The sequence below is a fragment of the Streptomyces sp. NPDC056224 genome (genome assembly GCF_042267665.1).
Taxonomy (GTDB): domain Bacteria; phylum Actinomycetota; class Actinomycetes; order Streptomycetales; family Streptomycetaceae; genus Streptomyces.
In genome coordinates, this window is sequence record NZ_JBHJTK010000012.1 from 65,268 (window position 1) to 78,864 (window position 13,597).

General features: G+C 72.0%; 9 protein-coding genes. 2 read left to right on the top strand and 7 right to left on the bottom strand.

The annotated features are described in order from the left end of the window. Positions 1 to 2: 2 nt before the first annotated feature. The 4 genes from ACFCZ1_RS17350 to ACFCZ1_RS17365 form a co-directional block, all read right to left on the bottom strand. Positions 3 to 953, bottom strand: a complete 951-nt coding sequence (locus ACFCZ1_RS17350) for an AAA family ATPase (protein WP_376679119.1) — start codon at positions 951 to 953, stop codon at positions 3 to 5. 43 nt (positions 954 to 996) lie between these two features. Next, positions 997 to 2,313 carry a toll/interleukin-1 receptor domain-containing protein gene (locus tag ACFCZ1_RS17355; protein ID WP_376679120.1) on the bottom strand — a complete coding sequence of 439 codons (1,317 nt, stop codon included), beginning with the start codon at positions 2,311 to 2,313 and terminating at the stop codon, positions 997 to 999. A 546-nt stretch (positions 2,314 to 2,859) separates the two neighbouring features. Continuing rightward, a complete protein-coding gene (locus tag ACFCZ1_RS17360) occupies positions 2,860 to 3,999 on the bottom strand; it encodes a serine hydrolase domain-containing protein (protein WP_376679121.1) in 1,140 nt (379 codons plus the stop codon). A gap of 91 nt (positions 4,000 to 4,090) precedes the next feature. After that, entirely contained in the window at positions 4,091 to 5,236 is a 1,146-nt protein-coding gene (locus tag ACFCZ1_RS17365; protein WP_376679122.1) for a serine hydrolase domain-containing protein, read from the bottom strand. 209 nt (positions 5,237 to 5,445) lie between these two features. On the opposite strand from ACFCZ1_RS17365, the gene ACFCZ1_RS17370 reads away from it, so the two are divergent. Next, the gene (locus tag ACFCZ1_RS17370; protein ID WP_376679123.1) at positions 5,446 to 6,693 is read left to right on the top strand and encodes a sensor histidine kinase; all 1,248 of its coding nucleotides are present in this window, start codon (positions 5,446 to 5,448) and stop codon (positions 6,691 to 6,693) included. A gap of 89 nt (positions 6,694 to 6,782) precedes the next feature. Beyond that, positions 6,783 to 7,427, top strand: coding sequence for a response regulator (locus tag ACFCZ1_RS17375; RefSeq protein ID WP_376679186.1), 645 nt, complete (start codon positions 6,783 to 6,785; stop codon positions 7,425 to 7,427). Between the two features lie 45 nt (positions 7,428 to 7,472). On the opposite strand, the gene ACFCZ1_RS17380 is transcribed toward ACFCZ1_RS17375, so the two are convergent. The 3 genes from ACFCZ1_RS17380 to ACFCZ1_RS17390 all read right to left on the bottom strand — a co-directional run bounded on the left by ACFCZ1_RS17380 (position 7,473) and on the right by ACFCZ1_RS17390 (position 13,529). After that, on the bottom strand, positions 7,473 to 10,280 hold the full coding sequence (locus tag ACFCZ1_RS17380) for an NHLP bacteriocin export ABC transporter permease/ATPase subunit (protein WP_376679187.1): 2,808 nt from the start codon (positions 10,278 to 10,280) through the stop codon (positions 7,473 to 7,475). A 154-nt stretch (positions 10,281 to 10,434) separates the two neighbouring features. Then, a complete protein-coding gene (locus ACFCZ1_RS17385) occupies positions 10,435 to 12,714 on the bottom strand; it encodes an NHLP family bacteriocin export ABC transporter peptidase/permease/ATPase subunit (RefSeq protein WP_376679124.1) in 2,280 nt (759 codons plus the stop codon). Beyond that, a complete protein-coding gene (locus ACFCZ1_RS17390; protein ID WP_376679125.1) occupies positions 12,711 to 13,529 on the bottom strand; it encodes an HlyD family efflux transporter periplasmic adaptor subunit in 819 nt (272 codons plus the stop codon). The genes ACFCZ1_RS17385 and ACFCZ1_RS17390 overlap by 4 nt, the downstream gene beginning before the upstream one ends. Positions 13,530 to 13,597: the final 68 nt, after the last annotated feature.

Consider the following 13,597-nt stretch of genomic DNA (forward strand, 5'->3'; position numbering starts at 1 on the left):
GTTCACCATGACGTGAACAAGTTCCTGCGAACGCTGGGCTTCTCCACCACGAGCCTCTCGATGAGCCTCCACTGCTCGGTGTCCCCGTCGACGCCGCCCAGCGTCAGCAGTACGCTCACAAGGTCGAGGAATTCGGCGGTGCTCGCGTGCTGCTTGGCGCCGGTTTCGAATCGCTGGGCCAGCAGCCGCACTTGTTCGAGCAGGTCGGCGTCGGCCGTGACTGCGGGGAAGTGGAGCCCCGCGATCTCTTCGAGCCGCTCGGCGTCCGGCCCCTCGACCGCCAGGACCACGCAGCGGCGGACGAACGCGTCCGGCAGATCGCGCTCACCATTGGTGGTGATGACGACCAGAGGGCTCTCCGGAGCCCGGTCGACACCGTTCTCGACGGACTCGTCGATGTCGGTCACGTGGAACTGACGGCTACCCAGCGGAACGAGCAGACCGTTGCAGAAGGAGCTCTCCGCCTTGTCGATCTCGTCGATCAGGAGGACGGCTCCGGCTCCCTGGGGCTCGTGGTCCTTCAGGTGGACGGGCATGCTGCAGGGGCGGGCCACCTTCGCGTTCTCGTCGGCCCCCCGTCTGGCGGCCGAGGCGGGGTCCAGCGCCCACCAGAGGGGACCCGGGTCGACGTAGTCGTTCAGCGGTGGAACCCGCTCGTCGCTGGGGGCGAGTTGGGCGTCCCGCAGTCGGGCGATCACGTCCACGTTCCACAGGAGGTCCTGGGGCGAGGACTCGTCCGTGACGACGAACTCGTGGTAGGCGAAGTCGAGTGTGCGGGCGACGAATCCGGCGAGGCTTGACTTGCCGCACCCGGGGGGGCCGGCCAGCAGAAGCGGGCGGCCGGTGATGAGGGCCACCTGAACCGCCGTGATGATCTCGGGCGTGGGTGAGTAGACGGAGCCGTCGCGTCGGTCGCCCTTGCGCGGCTGAGGATGCTGGGGGACGTCCGCCATATTCGCGACGGCGCTCAGAAGTGCAGCAAGTGCGGGTGACACCTCATTCATCACTGTCCACCTCGATCTTCTTGCCGCCTGAGAGCTCTGACATATCACTCACGAATTTCCTTGCCGCCCGCTCGCGTTCCGGGGGGAAGTCATCGAACACCGGTACGATCGACGGTGTCGTCCACGCCACTGGTCCGGCTTGATTCAAAACGATCATGACGATTCCCGGAAATCTGTTCTGCAACTCCCGGGTGACCGCCGCCGTGGTCGCGGGATTGACGGTGTCGGAGCGCAGCACTGCGTACAGATGCCGGCCGGGACGCCGACGCAACGCGGCGGTGACTTCCTCCGTCGGCGTCTCGACAGGGAAGTTCAGCTCCCTGCGCAGGGTGGCCTCGGACTGGCCGACCAGATCCTGGATGGTGCTCTCGCCGTGCACGTCGATCAGCCGCACGACGCGCGCTTTGCGGTTCCCCGCCGAGGCCCGGCGGGCGAGGAGTTCCCCGAGCCGGAGAAAGCGGGTGGCCAGGCTCACGGCTCTGCCTGTGCCCGGTACTTCGACCGAGACGGCTCGGACCGTGCGCGCCGCCCGCAGATCCGCCCACAGCGGGAGCGCGTGTTCGACGATGCGCTGCCGGAGCTCGGCGGGGAGCTGGTACGCAATGTCCTCGATCACTTCGTAGACCACCTCGCGGTCCGCGGACCAGAGGGCGGCGGCGATCTCCCACCGTTTCTCCGTAGACCGTTCCCACGTCACCAGGTCCAGGTCCAGGGTCTCGGCTGCCCGCCGGAGGGCGTTGGGTGTCGCCCGTTCGAGGCACAGGGTCACATCGTCGATCCACCGGTTCTCGGGCGAGTGGATGTCCCGCTGCCATGCGGCGGACTCCGCCACCAGGTGCTGCGCTATCCGCTCGGCGGTCTCCCGCGCGGCCAGCTGGTTCTGCTTCTTCGAGGCGTGAAGGGCCAGTTGGAGGTCGATCCCCGTCTCCCGGCCCAGTCGACTGTCCCGCACCTGCTCGGCTTCGACCTGCAGGAGCACGGGCACCACGTGCAGGTCGTGCTCGAAGTGACGAAAGGTCAGGATGTTGACCTCGCGTCGCATGTACGTCGCGTCCAGGGCATCGGCGTCGATCAGGACCACAGCCGCCCGGCAGTCGTTGAGCGCCCGGTAGATCGTGGGATCAATGGAGTCGCCGGGATGGAGGTCTCTGCGATCCCACCACGCCGAGAAGCCCGCCTCGCGCAGTAATTCTTCGAGTTGTTCGAGGATCCGGGTCAGATAGTCCTTGCGAATTGTCTGGGCCTTGAACCCGGCGGGCCCCAGTTCCTCCACGGTGCGCCGCCGCGAGGTGTGGCTGAGGAAGACCATTCCGCGACTTCCGGGCCGCATGGCGCGCTCCGCGTTCCGCTGGGCGGGCAGACCCTGGCGCAGGCTGGGCGCCGTCACCAGCGGTCGACCGGTCCACAGAGGGGGAAGTCCCGCCGTCCACACGTTCTCATTCGCATCCGCGCTCCCCCGTACTCTCACATCGCCCCGCGTATCGAGGTGCGCCCCCGCCTCTGTGTGAGAACTAAGCGTAGTCAGATGGCGCTCCTTCACAAGCGATTCACGCATATCCCCGTCCCCGGAGCTCCCGGCCTCCGAATCGGCCGCGCCCGGGCCAAAGTCCGCGACGCCCGTCGTGCGCGGCTCAGTTGAATCCGCCCTCGCCGCCCCGTGCCGAGTGCGAGGTTGTCCGCGAAGCCGGCCGTCCACTTGTTGGCGGCAGTTACGAACCCTCCGGGAGGCCAGGGGCCGGAACCGTGAGCGGCCGGCGAAGGAAGCCGGAATCCAGCCGAGAACCCTCGCGCGGGTGGAGAGCGGTACTGCGATCCAGCCGGGCTTCTTCACGATCGGCGCCCTGGCCGCGCGGGTTCAGCGGCAGAGGGCGGTGTCCGCGGCGCGTTCGAGGTTCCTTCGGCCCGCCTCGTCGGTGAGCTGCACGGTGACCGCGACGTTGGCGGCGCGGCCGTCGTCGGTGGCGCCGCCCCGGGTCTCGTACCCCGGGAAGCTGCCGCCGTGGCCCCAGGCCAGGCCGCCGCACGGCAGCGGCCTGCTGACGAGTCCGAGTCCGTAGCGGGCCCCGCGGCCGAAGGTCGCTTCGGCGGGGACGGTGGAGCGCATCTGGGCGAGCTGGGCCGGGGGCAGGAGGCGGCCGGCCAGGAGTGCGCCGAAGAAGCGGTTCAGGTCGGAGCCCGTGGAGACCATCTGGCCCGCCGCCCAGCCCCAGGAGGGCTCGATCTCCGTGATGTCCCGCAGGGGCGCGTCCGCCGATTCCCGGTGGTAGCCCTGGGGATGGGGCTCCCGGATGCTCGTGTCACCGGGGTCGGGGAAGTAGGTGTGCCGCAGCCCGATGCGCTTGACGATGCGCCGGTCGATCTGCTCGGCCAGGGGGCGGCCGGTGACCTTCTGGACGATCAGGCCGGCGAGCACGTAGTTGGTGTTGCTGTACTTCCAGCGCGCCCCGGGGGCGAAGTCGGCCGGGTGGCGGAGGGCGATGTCGAGCAGGTCGCGGGGGGCGTAGTACCGGACGTCGTCCCCGAGGTGGTTGCTGTAGTCGGGGAGTCCGCTGGTGTGCTGGAGGAGCCGGCGGACGGTGATGCGCCGTCCGTCGATCCCCTCCCCGCGGACGAGGCCGGGCAGGTAGGTGTCGACGGAGGCGTCCAGGTCCATCCTCCGCTCCGCGACGAGCTGGAGGACGACGACCGCGACGAAGGTCTTGGTGTTGCTGCCGATCCGCACCTGCCCGTCGAGGGGTACCGGTGCGCCGGTGGCCAGGTCGCCGAGTCCTGCGGTGTAGGTCCGGGTGCGGCCGTCACGGTCCTTGACGCTCGCCAGTGCGGCGGGCGTCCCGTCGTCGCGCACCAGCGCGTTCAGGCTCTGTTGGACGGCGTCCGGCCTGGCGGCGGAGGCCTGGGGCGCCGCGACGCCCGGCGTCATGATGCCGATGGTCAGCGCGGCTGCGGCCGACAGGGCCCGTCGCCGCCGAGGTCCTCGCCGTGTCCGTCCATGCATGAGTCAACTCCTTTGGAATCGAAGAATTTTCGTTCGGCCCGGCCCGGCCCGGCGAGCTGGGCCGGGGCGGGGCGGGGTGGGGTGGCGCGCCTCAGCCGCACAAGGCCCCGTCCACGGCGTCCGAGACGTGCTTCGCGGCCGCAGCGGTCGACGGGATGCTGGTCACCGCGACGTTGGCGGCGCGGCCGTCGTCGGTGACGCCGCCCCGGGTCTCGAACCCCGCGATGTCGCCGCCGTGGCCCCAGTAGACGCCGCCGCACGACAGCGTCCTGCTGGTGAGCCCTAGTCCGTAACGGAGTCCGGAGGGCCCGCCGACGGCGACGGTGGTGCGCATCTCGGCGAGCTGGGCAGCCGGGAGGAGGCGGCCTGCGAGCAGCGCGCCGAAGAACCGGTTGAGGTCGGAGTTGGTGGAGATCAACTGGCCTGCGGCCCACCCCCACGAGGGGTCCATCTCCGTGAATTCGCGCAGCGGTCCGTCCGCCGGGCTGCGGTGGTAGCCCTTGGGGTGCGGCTCCCGGATGGTCATGTCACCGGGAGCGGGGAAGTAGGTGTCGCGCAGCCCGGCCGGCTTGACGATGCGCCGGTCGATCTCCTCGGCGAGGGGGCGGCCGGTGACCTTCTGGATGATCAGTCCGGCGAGGATGTAGTTCGTGTTGCTGTACCCCCAGGTCTTCCCGGGGGCCGCGTCGGCCGGGTACTTGAGGGCGATGTCGAGCAGGTCGCGGGGCTCGGCGTACCGGTACCTGATCTCGTCGTCGTCGATGTGCGAGCCGTAGTCGGGGAGTCCGCTGGTGTGCTGGAGGAGCTGACGGACGGTGATGTTGCGCCCGTCGATCCCTTCCCCGCGGACGAGGCCGGGCAGGTGGGTGTCGACGTGGTCTTCGAGGCCGACCTTCCCTTCGGCGACCAACTGCAGGACCACGACCGCCGTGAACGTCTTGGTGTTGCTGCCCATCCGCACCTGGCCGTCCCTGGGCACCTTCGAGCCGGTGGCCAGGTCCGCGACTCCGGCGGTATAGGTGCGGGTGCGGCCGCTGCGGTCCTGGACGCTCGCGAGCGCGGCGGGCAGCCCGTCCTCGCGCACCAGCGAGTTCAGGGCCTGCTGGACGGCGTCCGGCCTGGCGGCAGCAGCAGCGGAGGCGGTGGAGTCCGAGACGGCTGAGGTGGCGGAAGCGGCGGGCGGGGCGAGGGCGCCCGGCGTCATCACGGCGATGGCCACCGCGGCCGCGGCCGACACGGCTCGTCCCCGCCTGCCACCCCGCCACCGGTTCGAGGAACCAAGGCCCTGCCGTATCTGAGCATGCATGAGTCAACTCCTGGGGAATCGTCCGGTCGGGGCACGATCCTGGTTTCCAGGGCCCGCTGACCGCATCGCGGAAAGGCGGGAGAAATCGCTCCCCCGATCGGGGGAGGCTGCCGGTGGGCTGCACGGCGATACTGGCGACCATGATCAGGGGAATTCGGCCGCTGCTGCGCGGCTCCACGTACGCGGGTGTGCTGTTCGCCTACTGCGGCGCGCTGGCGAGCCTCCCGCTGCTGCCTCTCGCCCTGGTGCCGGCGCTCTCGTGGCGTACCGCGCCCGAGAGCGTGCAGATCGTCCTGGTCCTGCTGGTCTGGTCGGTACTGGTGGGCGCGGTCGGACTGGCGCGCCCCGTACGGCGGGCGCTGGTCGTGTCCGCCCGCCGGCTGCTGCGGGTGCCGCTGCCGAGTCCGGCGGCCGGTCGCCGGACCGCCGGTTCCCCCGGCCTCGACCGCTGGCGGACCCCGCTCTGGCTGGTGCTGCACGTGGCCGTCGGGTGGACGGGGGCGCTGGCGAGCGGGGTGCTGTTCATCATGGGCCTCTCCCTGCCGGGGAACTGGCTCGGCGGCGAGGCGCGGGCGAGTCTGTTCGGCACGTCGGTACGGGTGTCGGGCGGCTGGAGCTGGGTGGTGGCGACCGTGTGCATCCTGCTCGCGGTGGCCGTCTGCGGACTGGTGACGAAGGCCCTGCGGTGGTCGGCGCCACGGCTGCTGGGGCCTTCGGCGGCCGAACGGCTCGCGCTGGCCGCCGAACGGGAACTGCTGCTGGCCGAACGCAACCGGATCGCCCACGAGTTGCACGACTCGATCGGACACACACTGACGGCGGCCACCATCCAGGCGGCGGTGGCGGGCGAGATGCTCTCCGCCGACCCGGCAGCGGCGCGGGCCGCCATGCGCAGCATCGAGGAGTCCACGCGGGCCGCGCTGGAAGACCTGGACTACGTACTCGGAGTGCTGCGCGAGGAGCAGTCCGGGACGGCGCCGACCCGGACCCTCGCCGACCTCCCCGAGCTGCTGGACCGCCTGCGGCACGCGGGCGCGGTGGTGGAGCCCGAGCTGTCGGGCGAGCTGGCGCAGGTCCAGGGGACGCTCTCCCGGGCGGCGTACCGCATCCTCCAGGAGGGTCTGACGAACGCGCTGCGCCACGGGACGGGCGGCCCGATCGAGGTCCGGGTGGCGGCCGGGCCCGGCGGACTGGACCTCACCGTCGTCAACAGGACCGGGGCACGGACGGGCCCGGGCCCGGGCCCGGGTGCCTTCCCGACCTCCGGCCACGGTCTGCCCGGACTGGCCGAGCGCGTGCGGCTGCTGCACGGTGAGTTCCAGGCCGGCCCGGACGGAACGCGGCACTGGCGGCTGACCGTCCGGCTGCCGGTACGGGGGTCGGCGTGAGTGGATCCGACTCGGGCGAGGGCACGGCCCCACCAGCCTTTACCGACCCCGCCGTCACCGGCCCCGCCGCCGCCGGCCCCGCCGTCACCCTGCTGATCGCGGACGACGACGAGGTGACCCGCAGCGGCCTGCGCATGCTGCTCGCCGCACAGCCGGGGATCACGGTGGCCGGCGAGGCCGCCGACGGCGTCGAGGCGGTCGAACGGGCGCTGAGCCTGCGGCCGGACGTGGTCCTGATGGACGTCCGGATGCCGCGTCGCAACGGGATCGAGGCCACCCGCCAGTTGCTGGCCGAAGCGGCCGACCCGCCGAAGGTCGTGGTGATCACCACCTTCGAGAACGACGGCTACGTCACCGCCGCCCTCAGCGCGGGCGCCAGCGGCTTCGTCCTCAAGCGCCTCCCGGTCCGCCGGATCGCCGAGGCGATCCGGGTCGTGGCGGCGGGCGAAGCGGTCCTCTTCCCGGCCGCGCTCGGCCGCATGGTCGCCCCCCGCCCGCTGGACTCCGCCGAAGCCCTGCCGCGGGCCGCCCTCACCGTCCGGGAGGAGGAGGTGCTGCGCCTGATGGCCACCGGGCTCTCCAATCCGGAGATCGCGGAGTCCCTCACGGTGAGCCTGGAGACGGTCAAGACCCACGTCGGAAACGTGCTGACCAAGCTCGGCGCGCAGAACCGGACCCATGCGGTCGTGATCGCGTACGAGTCCGGCCTGGTGGTCCCGGGCTTCGCCGGCTGACCGGCTTCCGATCCTCCTCGCGGTCGTCCGTCGGCGCGCGCCGGATCAGGAGGTCAGCTGGCGGCTGACCAGTTCGTGGAACAGGCCGGTCGTGTCGGCGAGGAGCTCGGCCGGGGTGCCCTGCTGGACGACGCGGCCGTCCGACATGGCGATCACCCGGTCCGCGTCCATGATCGTGGAGAGTCGGTGGGCGATCACGACGCGGGTGGCCTTCAGGGCGCGGGTCGATTCGATGACCACGCGCTGGGCCTCGTTGTCCAGCGCGCTGGTGGCCTCGTCGAAGAAGAGGACGCGCGGCTTGCGGATGAGGGCCTGGGCGATCATCAGGCGCTGGCGCTGGCCGCCCGAGACGGTGCCGCCGCCGTCGGACAGCATGGTGTGCATGCCCATCGGCATGGCCTTGATGTCCTCGGCCAGACCCGCCATCGCGGCGGCTTCCCAGGCCTCTTCCAGCGAGAACGTCCCGGCGCCGCGGATGCAGTCGAGGATCGGGCCGGTGAAGGGCTGGGCGTTCTGCAGGACCACGCCGCACTGGCGGCGCACGGCCGCCTGGTCCAGCGCCGCCAGGTCCTGGCCGTCGTACAGGACGCTGCCGGAAGCCGGCTTGTCGAAGCCGATCAGCAGGCGCAACAGGGTGGATTTGCCGCACCCGCTGGCCCCGACGATCGCGACGAACTCCCCCGGCGCGATGGCGACGTCGATGTCGTCGAGTACCAGAGGGCCGTCGTCGGTGTAGCGGAAGGACACGGACTTGGCCTCGACGGCGCCCGCCAGCTCGCCCGGCCGGACACTGGCGCGGCCCGCCTCGGGGAGCTCCCTCAGGACCGGCTTGACCTGCTCGAACATCGGCAGCACCGCAGCCGCCGAGATGAGCGCGCCGGTCACCTGCGTGACCGACGACATCAGCATCGTCAGGGCGGTGCTGAAGGTGAGGAACTCGCCGGCGGACATGACCCCGCGGGCCGGCCCGGCCAGCAGGACGAACATGACCAGCGTGCACAGCGGCAGGTACACCGCGCCCAGCACCGTGAGGACGTTCTGGATCCGGCCGATGCGCTGCTGAAGCTCGCGGGTACGGGCGAACTCCCCCGCCCAGGCGGCATAGGCGAAGCTCTCGGCCGCGGCGACCCGTAGCTTGGGCAGCCCGCGCAAGGTCTGGAAGGCCTGGTTGTTGAGCTTGTTGTTGAGCGTGATCAGGCGGCGCTGGTAGCGCAGCTGCCACAGTCCCAGGCCCAGGAAGACCGCCGCGACGACGACCAGCATGCCGATCGCCGCCAGCGCCAGCGGCACGCTGTGGACGAGCAGCAGCCCGAGGTTCACCGCGCCGACCGTGCCCGCCTGGAGGCAGACCGGTCCGACTCCGGACAGCGCGCTGCGGATCGCGCTGATGCCCATGGCCGCGCCGGCCAGTTCGCCGGTCGAGCGGCCGGCGAAGAACGTCGTCGGCAGCCTCAGCAGCCGGTCCCACACCGCCGGTTGCAAGGTGGCCTCGATGCGGCCCTCCATGCGCAGGATGGAGACGTTCTGCAGCAGCATGAAGGCGGCCGAGACGACGCCGGTGGCGATGAGGGCCAGCGCGGTCTGCACGATGAGGCCGTTCTCGGCGTTCGGCACGTACCGGCCGAGCACCTGGCCGGTGGCGATCGGTACCAGTGCGCCCAGGAGCACCGCGGCCAGCCCGCCCAGGGCGAGGCTGCGCAGCTCCGGCAGGGTGCCGCGAAGACTGAAGCGCAGCAGCGCCGGCAGGCCCACCCGCCCGTCGGGCAGCGGGCGGTAGAACATGACGGCGCGCGGTTCCAGGGCGTGCTCACCGGTGTCCCAGCCCTTGCCGACGCGCCGCCGCGGGCCGGCGGCGGGGTCGACCGCCTCGTACCGGCCACGCCGCCACAGCAGGGCGACGGGGGTTCCGTCCTTCGCGCGCCGGCCCACCAGCGGACCGCTGTTCTCCCGCCACCACTGCCCGCGGAGTCCGACGTCGCGGGTGCGTATCCGCGAGGCGAGCGCGATCGCTTCGACGGGGTCGATCCGCTCGGCGGCGGCATCGCCCCCGCCCGGTTCGGTCAGCGTGATGCGGGCCTCGCCGGCCACGAGGCTGCACACGGCGTACGTCGCGTCGACGCTCGCGCCCCAGTGGCGCGAACGGCCGGCGGAGCGGTCGATGGAGGCCAGCAGCGTCCGGTCAGCCTGGGTACGGGCGGCCTGCCCGGCCTCGATCCCGGCCGCCATACGGTCCTCGTGGGCGCGTCCGAGCTGCTCGATCGAGCGGTCCAGGGCGTACAGCAGCCGGTACTGCTGATCGACCATGCCCTGCCACAGCGCCGCGTCGACGAGGAGGCTGCCGGTCGCGCCCCCCTCGTACACGGCGCCGTACCGCACGCTGCCGGGGGCGATCCGCATCCACAGGATGTCGTCGTCGGCCGGGCCCCGCTCGGTGGTGGCGCGGCCGTCGAGCGGTGCCTGGTACAGCACCCGCAGTCCTCGTCCGAGGCCGCGCGCGAACGCGTCCTCCAGCGGGCTCGGCCGGTCCGGGGGGCCGCCGTACCCCGTGTGAGCGGCCCACTGCTGCTGGAAGGGTGCGCCGTACTCGGGGGCGGGCAGCTCCCGCAGTTCGATGCGGCGCAGCCGGCAGCCCTGCGAGGGCCGGCCGACCAGGGTGTGCTCAGGGCCGTCGGCCGGGCCCAGCAGCAGGGTGCCCGCCCCCAGCCGGCCCAGGAAGTGCCAGTGCCCGGCCTGCCCGGCGTCGACGGCGAAGAGGTCCATCTCGCCCCGCAGGACGAGCCACAGGACGTGCGGGCCCTCCAGCGACAGGCTGCGCAGGCCCGTGCAGTCGACCGGTGTGCCGAGGGCGCCCAGGGCGGCGACGACCGGGTCGGGGTCCTGGCCCGGGGCCCAGCCGTACGGGTCCTGGGACGGGGTCTGGGACGGGTCGAGGTGCAGGGCCAGGGACGGGTCCTGGTACGGGCCCTGGTACGGGGCCTGCGACGGGTCCGGGTACGGGTACGTCACCTCAGTGCTCCTTGACCAGTTCGGCGTACGGGCCCCGCGCGGCGACCAGATGCTCGTGCCGCCCGCGTTCCACGACCGTGCCCCGGTCGAGCACGACGATCTCGTCGCTGTCGCGCACCGTGCTCAGCCGGTGGGCGATGACCACGCAGGCACAGCCGCGGCGCCGCAGGTTGTCGATGACGGTCTGCTCGGTCACCGCGTCCAGGGCACTGGTCACTTCGTCGAGGACCATGACGCTGGGACGCCGGACCAGCGCCCGGGCGATCTCCAGACGCTGGCGCTGGCCGCCGGAGAAGTTCCGGCCGTCCTGCTCGACCCGGCTGTGGATGCCGCCGGGGCGGCGGGCGACCACGTCGTGGACGGCGGCGTCCTGGAGCGCGGCGACGACGGCCTCTTCCGGGATCGAGGGGTCCCAGAGCGTGACGTTGTCGCGGACGGTGCCCTCGAAGAGGAAGACGTCCTGGTCGACGAAGGAGACGGAGGCGGCCAGCGCGCTGCGGGGGATGTCCTCCAGCCGCATCCCGTCGATGCGGACCGCCCCCTGCCACGGCGTGTGGAGGCCCGACAGCAGCCGCGAGACGGTGGACTTGCCGCTGCCGGAGCCGCCGACGAGCGCGACCTGCTGCCCGGGGCCGACCGACAGCGAGAAGTCCTTGAGCAGCGGGGCGTCCAGCGGGCTGTAGCCGAAGGTGACGTTGTCCAGCTCGACATGGCCGATGAGGCGCCGGGGGTGGGCGGCGGGCTCGCCGCGCGAGAAGACCGGGTCGACGGGGAAGTTCTCCACGTCCCTGAGGCGGGCCACGTCGGCCGCGAAGTCCTGGATGCGCCCGGCGACGCCGCCCAACCGGGAGATCGGCGCGGTGAAGCTGGTCACCAGGGCCTGGAAGGCGACGAGCAGACCGACGGTCAGGTGCCCCTCCACCGCCCGCAGGCCACCGATCATGAGGATCAGCGCGCTGTTGAGCGCCGCCAGGGTGGGCGCGACGATCGCGAGCCACGCGCTGGGCACGCCGAGCCGCTGCTGCACGTCGAGGGTGACCGCGTGCTGACCCGCCCAGCGGCGGAAGAAGCCGTTCTCACCGCCCGTGGACTTCATCGTCTCGATGAGCTGGAGACCGCTGTAGGACGTGTTCGTCAGCCGGGCGCTCTCGGCGCGCAGCTTCTGGGTGCCGGTCGCCCGGAGGTGCACCACGGTCCGGATGGCCGCCACGTTGAGCAGCGCGATCATCACCCCGACGACGGTGAGTTGCGGATCGTACGTCCACAGCAGCACGGCGTAGAGCACGACCACGACGGTGTCCACGGCCGCGGCGGCCAGGTCCCGCGCGAGGGTTTCGGCGACCGCGTCGTTGGACTGCAGGCGCTGGACCAGGTCGGCCGGGTTGCGCTGGGTGTAGAAGGCGACCGGAAGTCTCAGCAGGTGGCGCAGGAAGCGGGCACTGCCCAGGGTGGAGGAGATGATGCGGCCGCGCAGCAGATTGGCCTGCTGCAGCGCCGTGAGCGTCCCGGTGAGCACCAGGGTGACGGCCATCGACGCGAACAGCACGCCCAGCAGGGACGTCTGCTCCCCGATGAGGAACATGTCGATGTAGGTGCGGCTCAGGGCGGGCCCCGCCGCGCCGACGGCCACCAGCAGGAGGCTGGAGACGACGGCGGCGGCCATGGTGCCCGAAGTGCCGCGCAGGCGGGCCGGCACGGCGCCCAGCACGCTCGGCCTGCGGCCGCCTCGGCGGAAGCCGTCGCCGGGTTCGAAGGTGAGCACGACACCGGTGAAGCTGGTGTCGAACTCCTCCATGGGGACGAACCTGCGGCCCTTGCCGGGATCGTTGACGTACACGCCCCGGCGGCCGAGGCGCCGGCCCGTGCCGTCGTAGACGACGTAATGGTTGAACTCCCAGAACAGGACGGCCGGGGCGCTCACCCCGGCGAGCGCGGCCAGGTCCATCTGCATGCCCTTGGCCTTCAGCCCGTAACCGCGGGCGGCCTTGAGCAGGTTGCCGGCACGGGAGCCGTCGCGCGAGACGCCGCATCCGATGCGCAGCTCCTCCAGGGGAACGAAGCGGCCGTAGTGGGCCAGCACCATGGCCAGGGCGGCGGCTCCGCACTCCACGGCTTCCATCTGCAGGACGGTGGGCGTGCGTACGGGGCGGGGCGTCCTGCCCGTGGGGGCGGGCGCGGACTTGCGGCGGGTGCCGCCCTTGGGCTCGGCTCCGCGGCGCCTGTGTCCGGCGGGAGGGAGCTGGGGTGCCCGGGAAGGTGACCCGGTCCGCGGCGCGGTCATGGCAGCAGCCAGTCGGCGGGGCGCTGCGCGGCGAGGTGGACGGTACCGGTGACCGGGGTCGTGGAGTCGAGGGCGTACGGGGGTCCGTCCGCGGAGGACCACGCGTAGCCGGACCTGGTGGTGGCGGAGCGCTCCAGCTGTACGAGGACGGCGACCGGGTTGCCCTGCCCGGCGAACTGCCCGGCGAACTGCTCGGCGAGTGCCCTGTCGCCGAGGAAGCCGCTGATCTGCGCCGCCGTCTGGGGCGCGCGGCCGACGCTCTTGACCCGGCCGCGCAGTGCGCCGAACCGGTTCCGGGGGGCCGACTGGACGTCGAGGTCGACGGCGGCGCCCACGGCGATCGCCGCGCCGCTGCCGCCCGGCACGTACAGCACGGCCATCAGCGGGTCGTCCGCGTTCTTCACGTGTTCGACGGTCGCCACGTCCGCGCCGGTCGCGACCACCGAACCCACCGTGGCGAGCAGTGTCGTGAGCCGGCCCCCGGTCACCGCGCGCACCGGCCGGTCGCCCTGCTCCGTACGGACGTTGAGCAGGGGTGCGCCGGGGGGCAGGAACCGGCCCTCCTCGGCGAGGACTGCCGTCACCTGTCCGGCGACCGGACTCTGCAGTACGTAGGCGCCCTCGGCGTGGGTGAGGACGCCGGGTGCGCCCAGCTTGGCGGACACGGTGCCGGTGAGGGCCCAGAAGGTGGCGGCCGCCATGACGACGACCGTGACGGCCAGTACGAGCCGCCCCTGCGGGCGCGCGAAACGCACGGGCACATCGAGTTCTTCAGGCGATTGCAGCTTGGAAAGAGCCTTTTGACGAAACTGCACGGACCATTCCTTCAACTGCATTCGTATAGGCCGGGTGCGCGGGCAGGCATGAACCCCGGAGCCGTGGG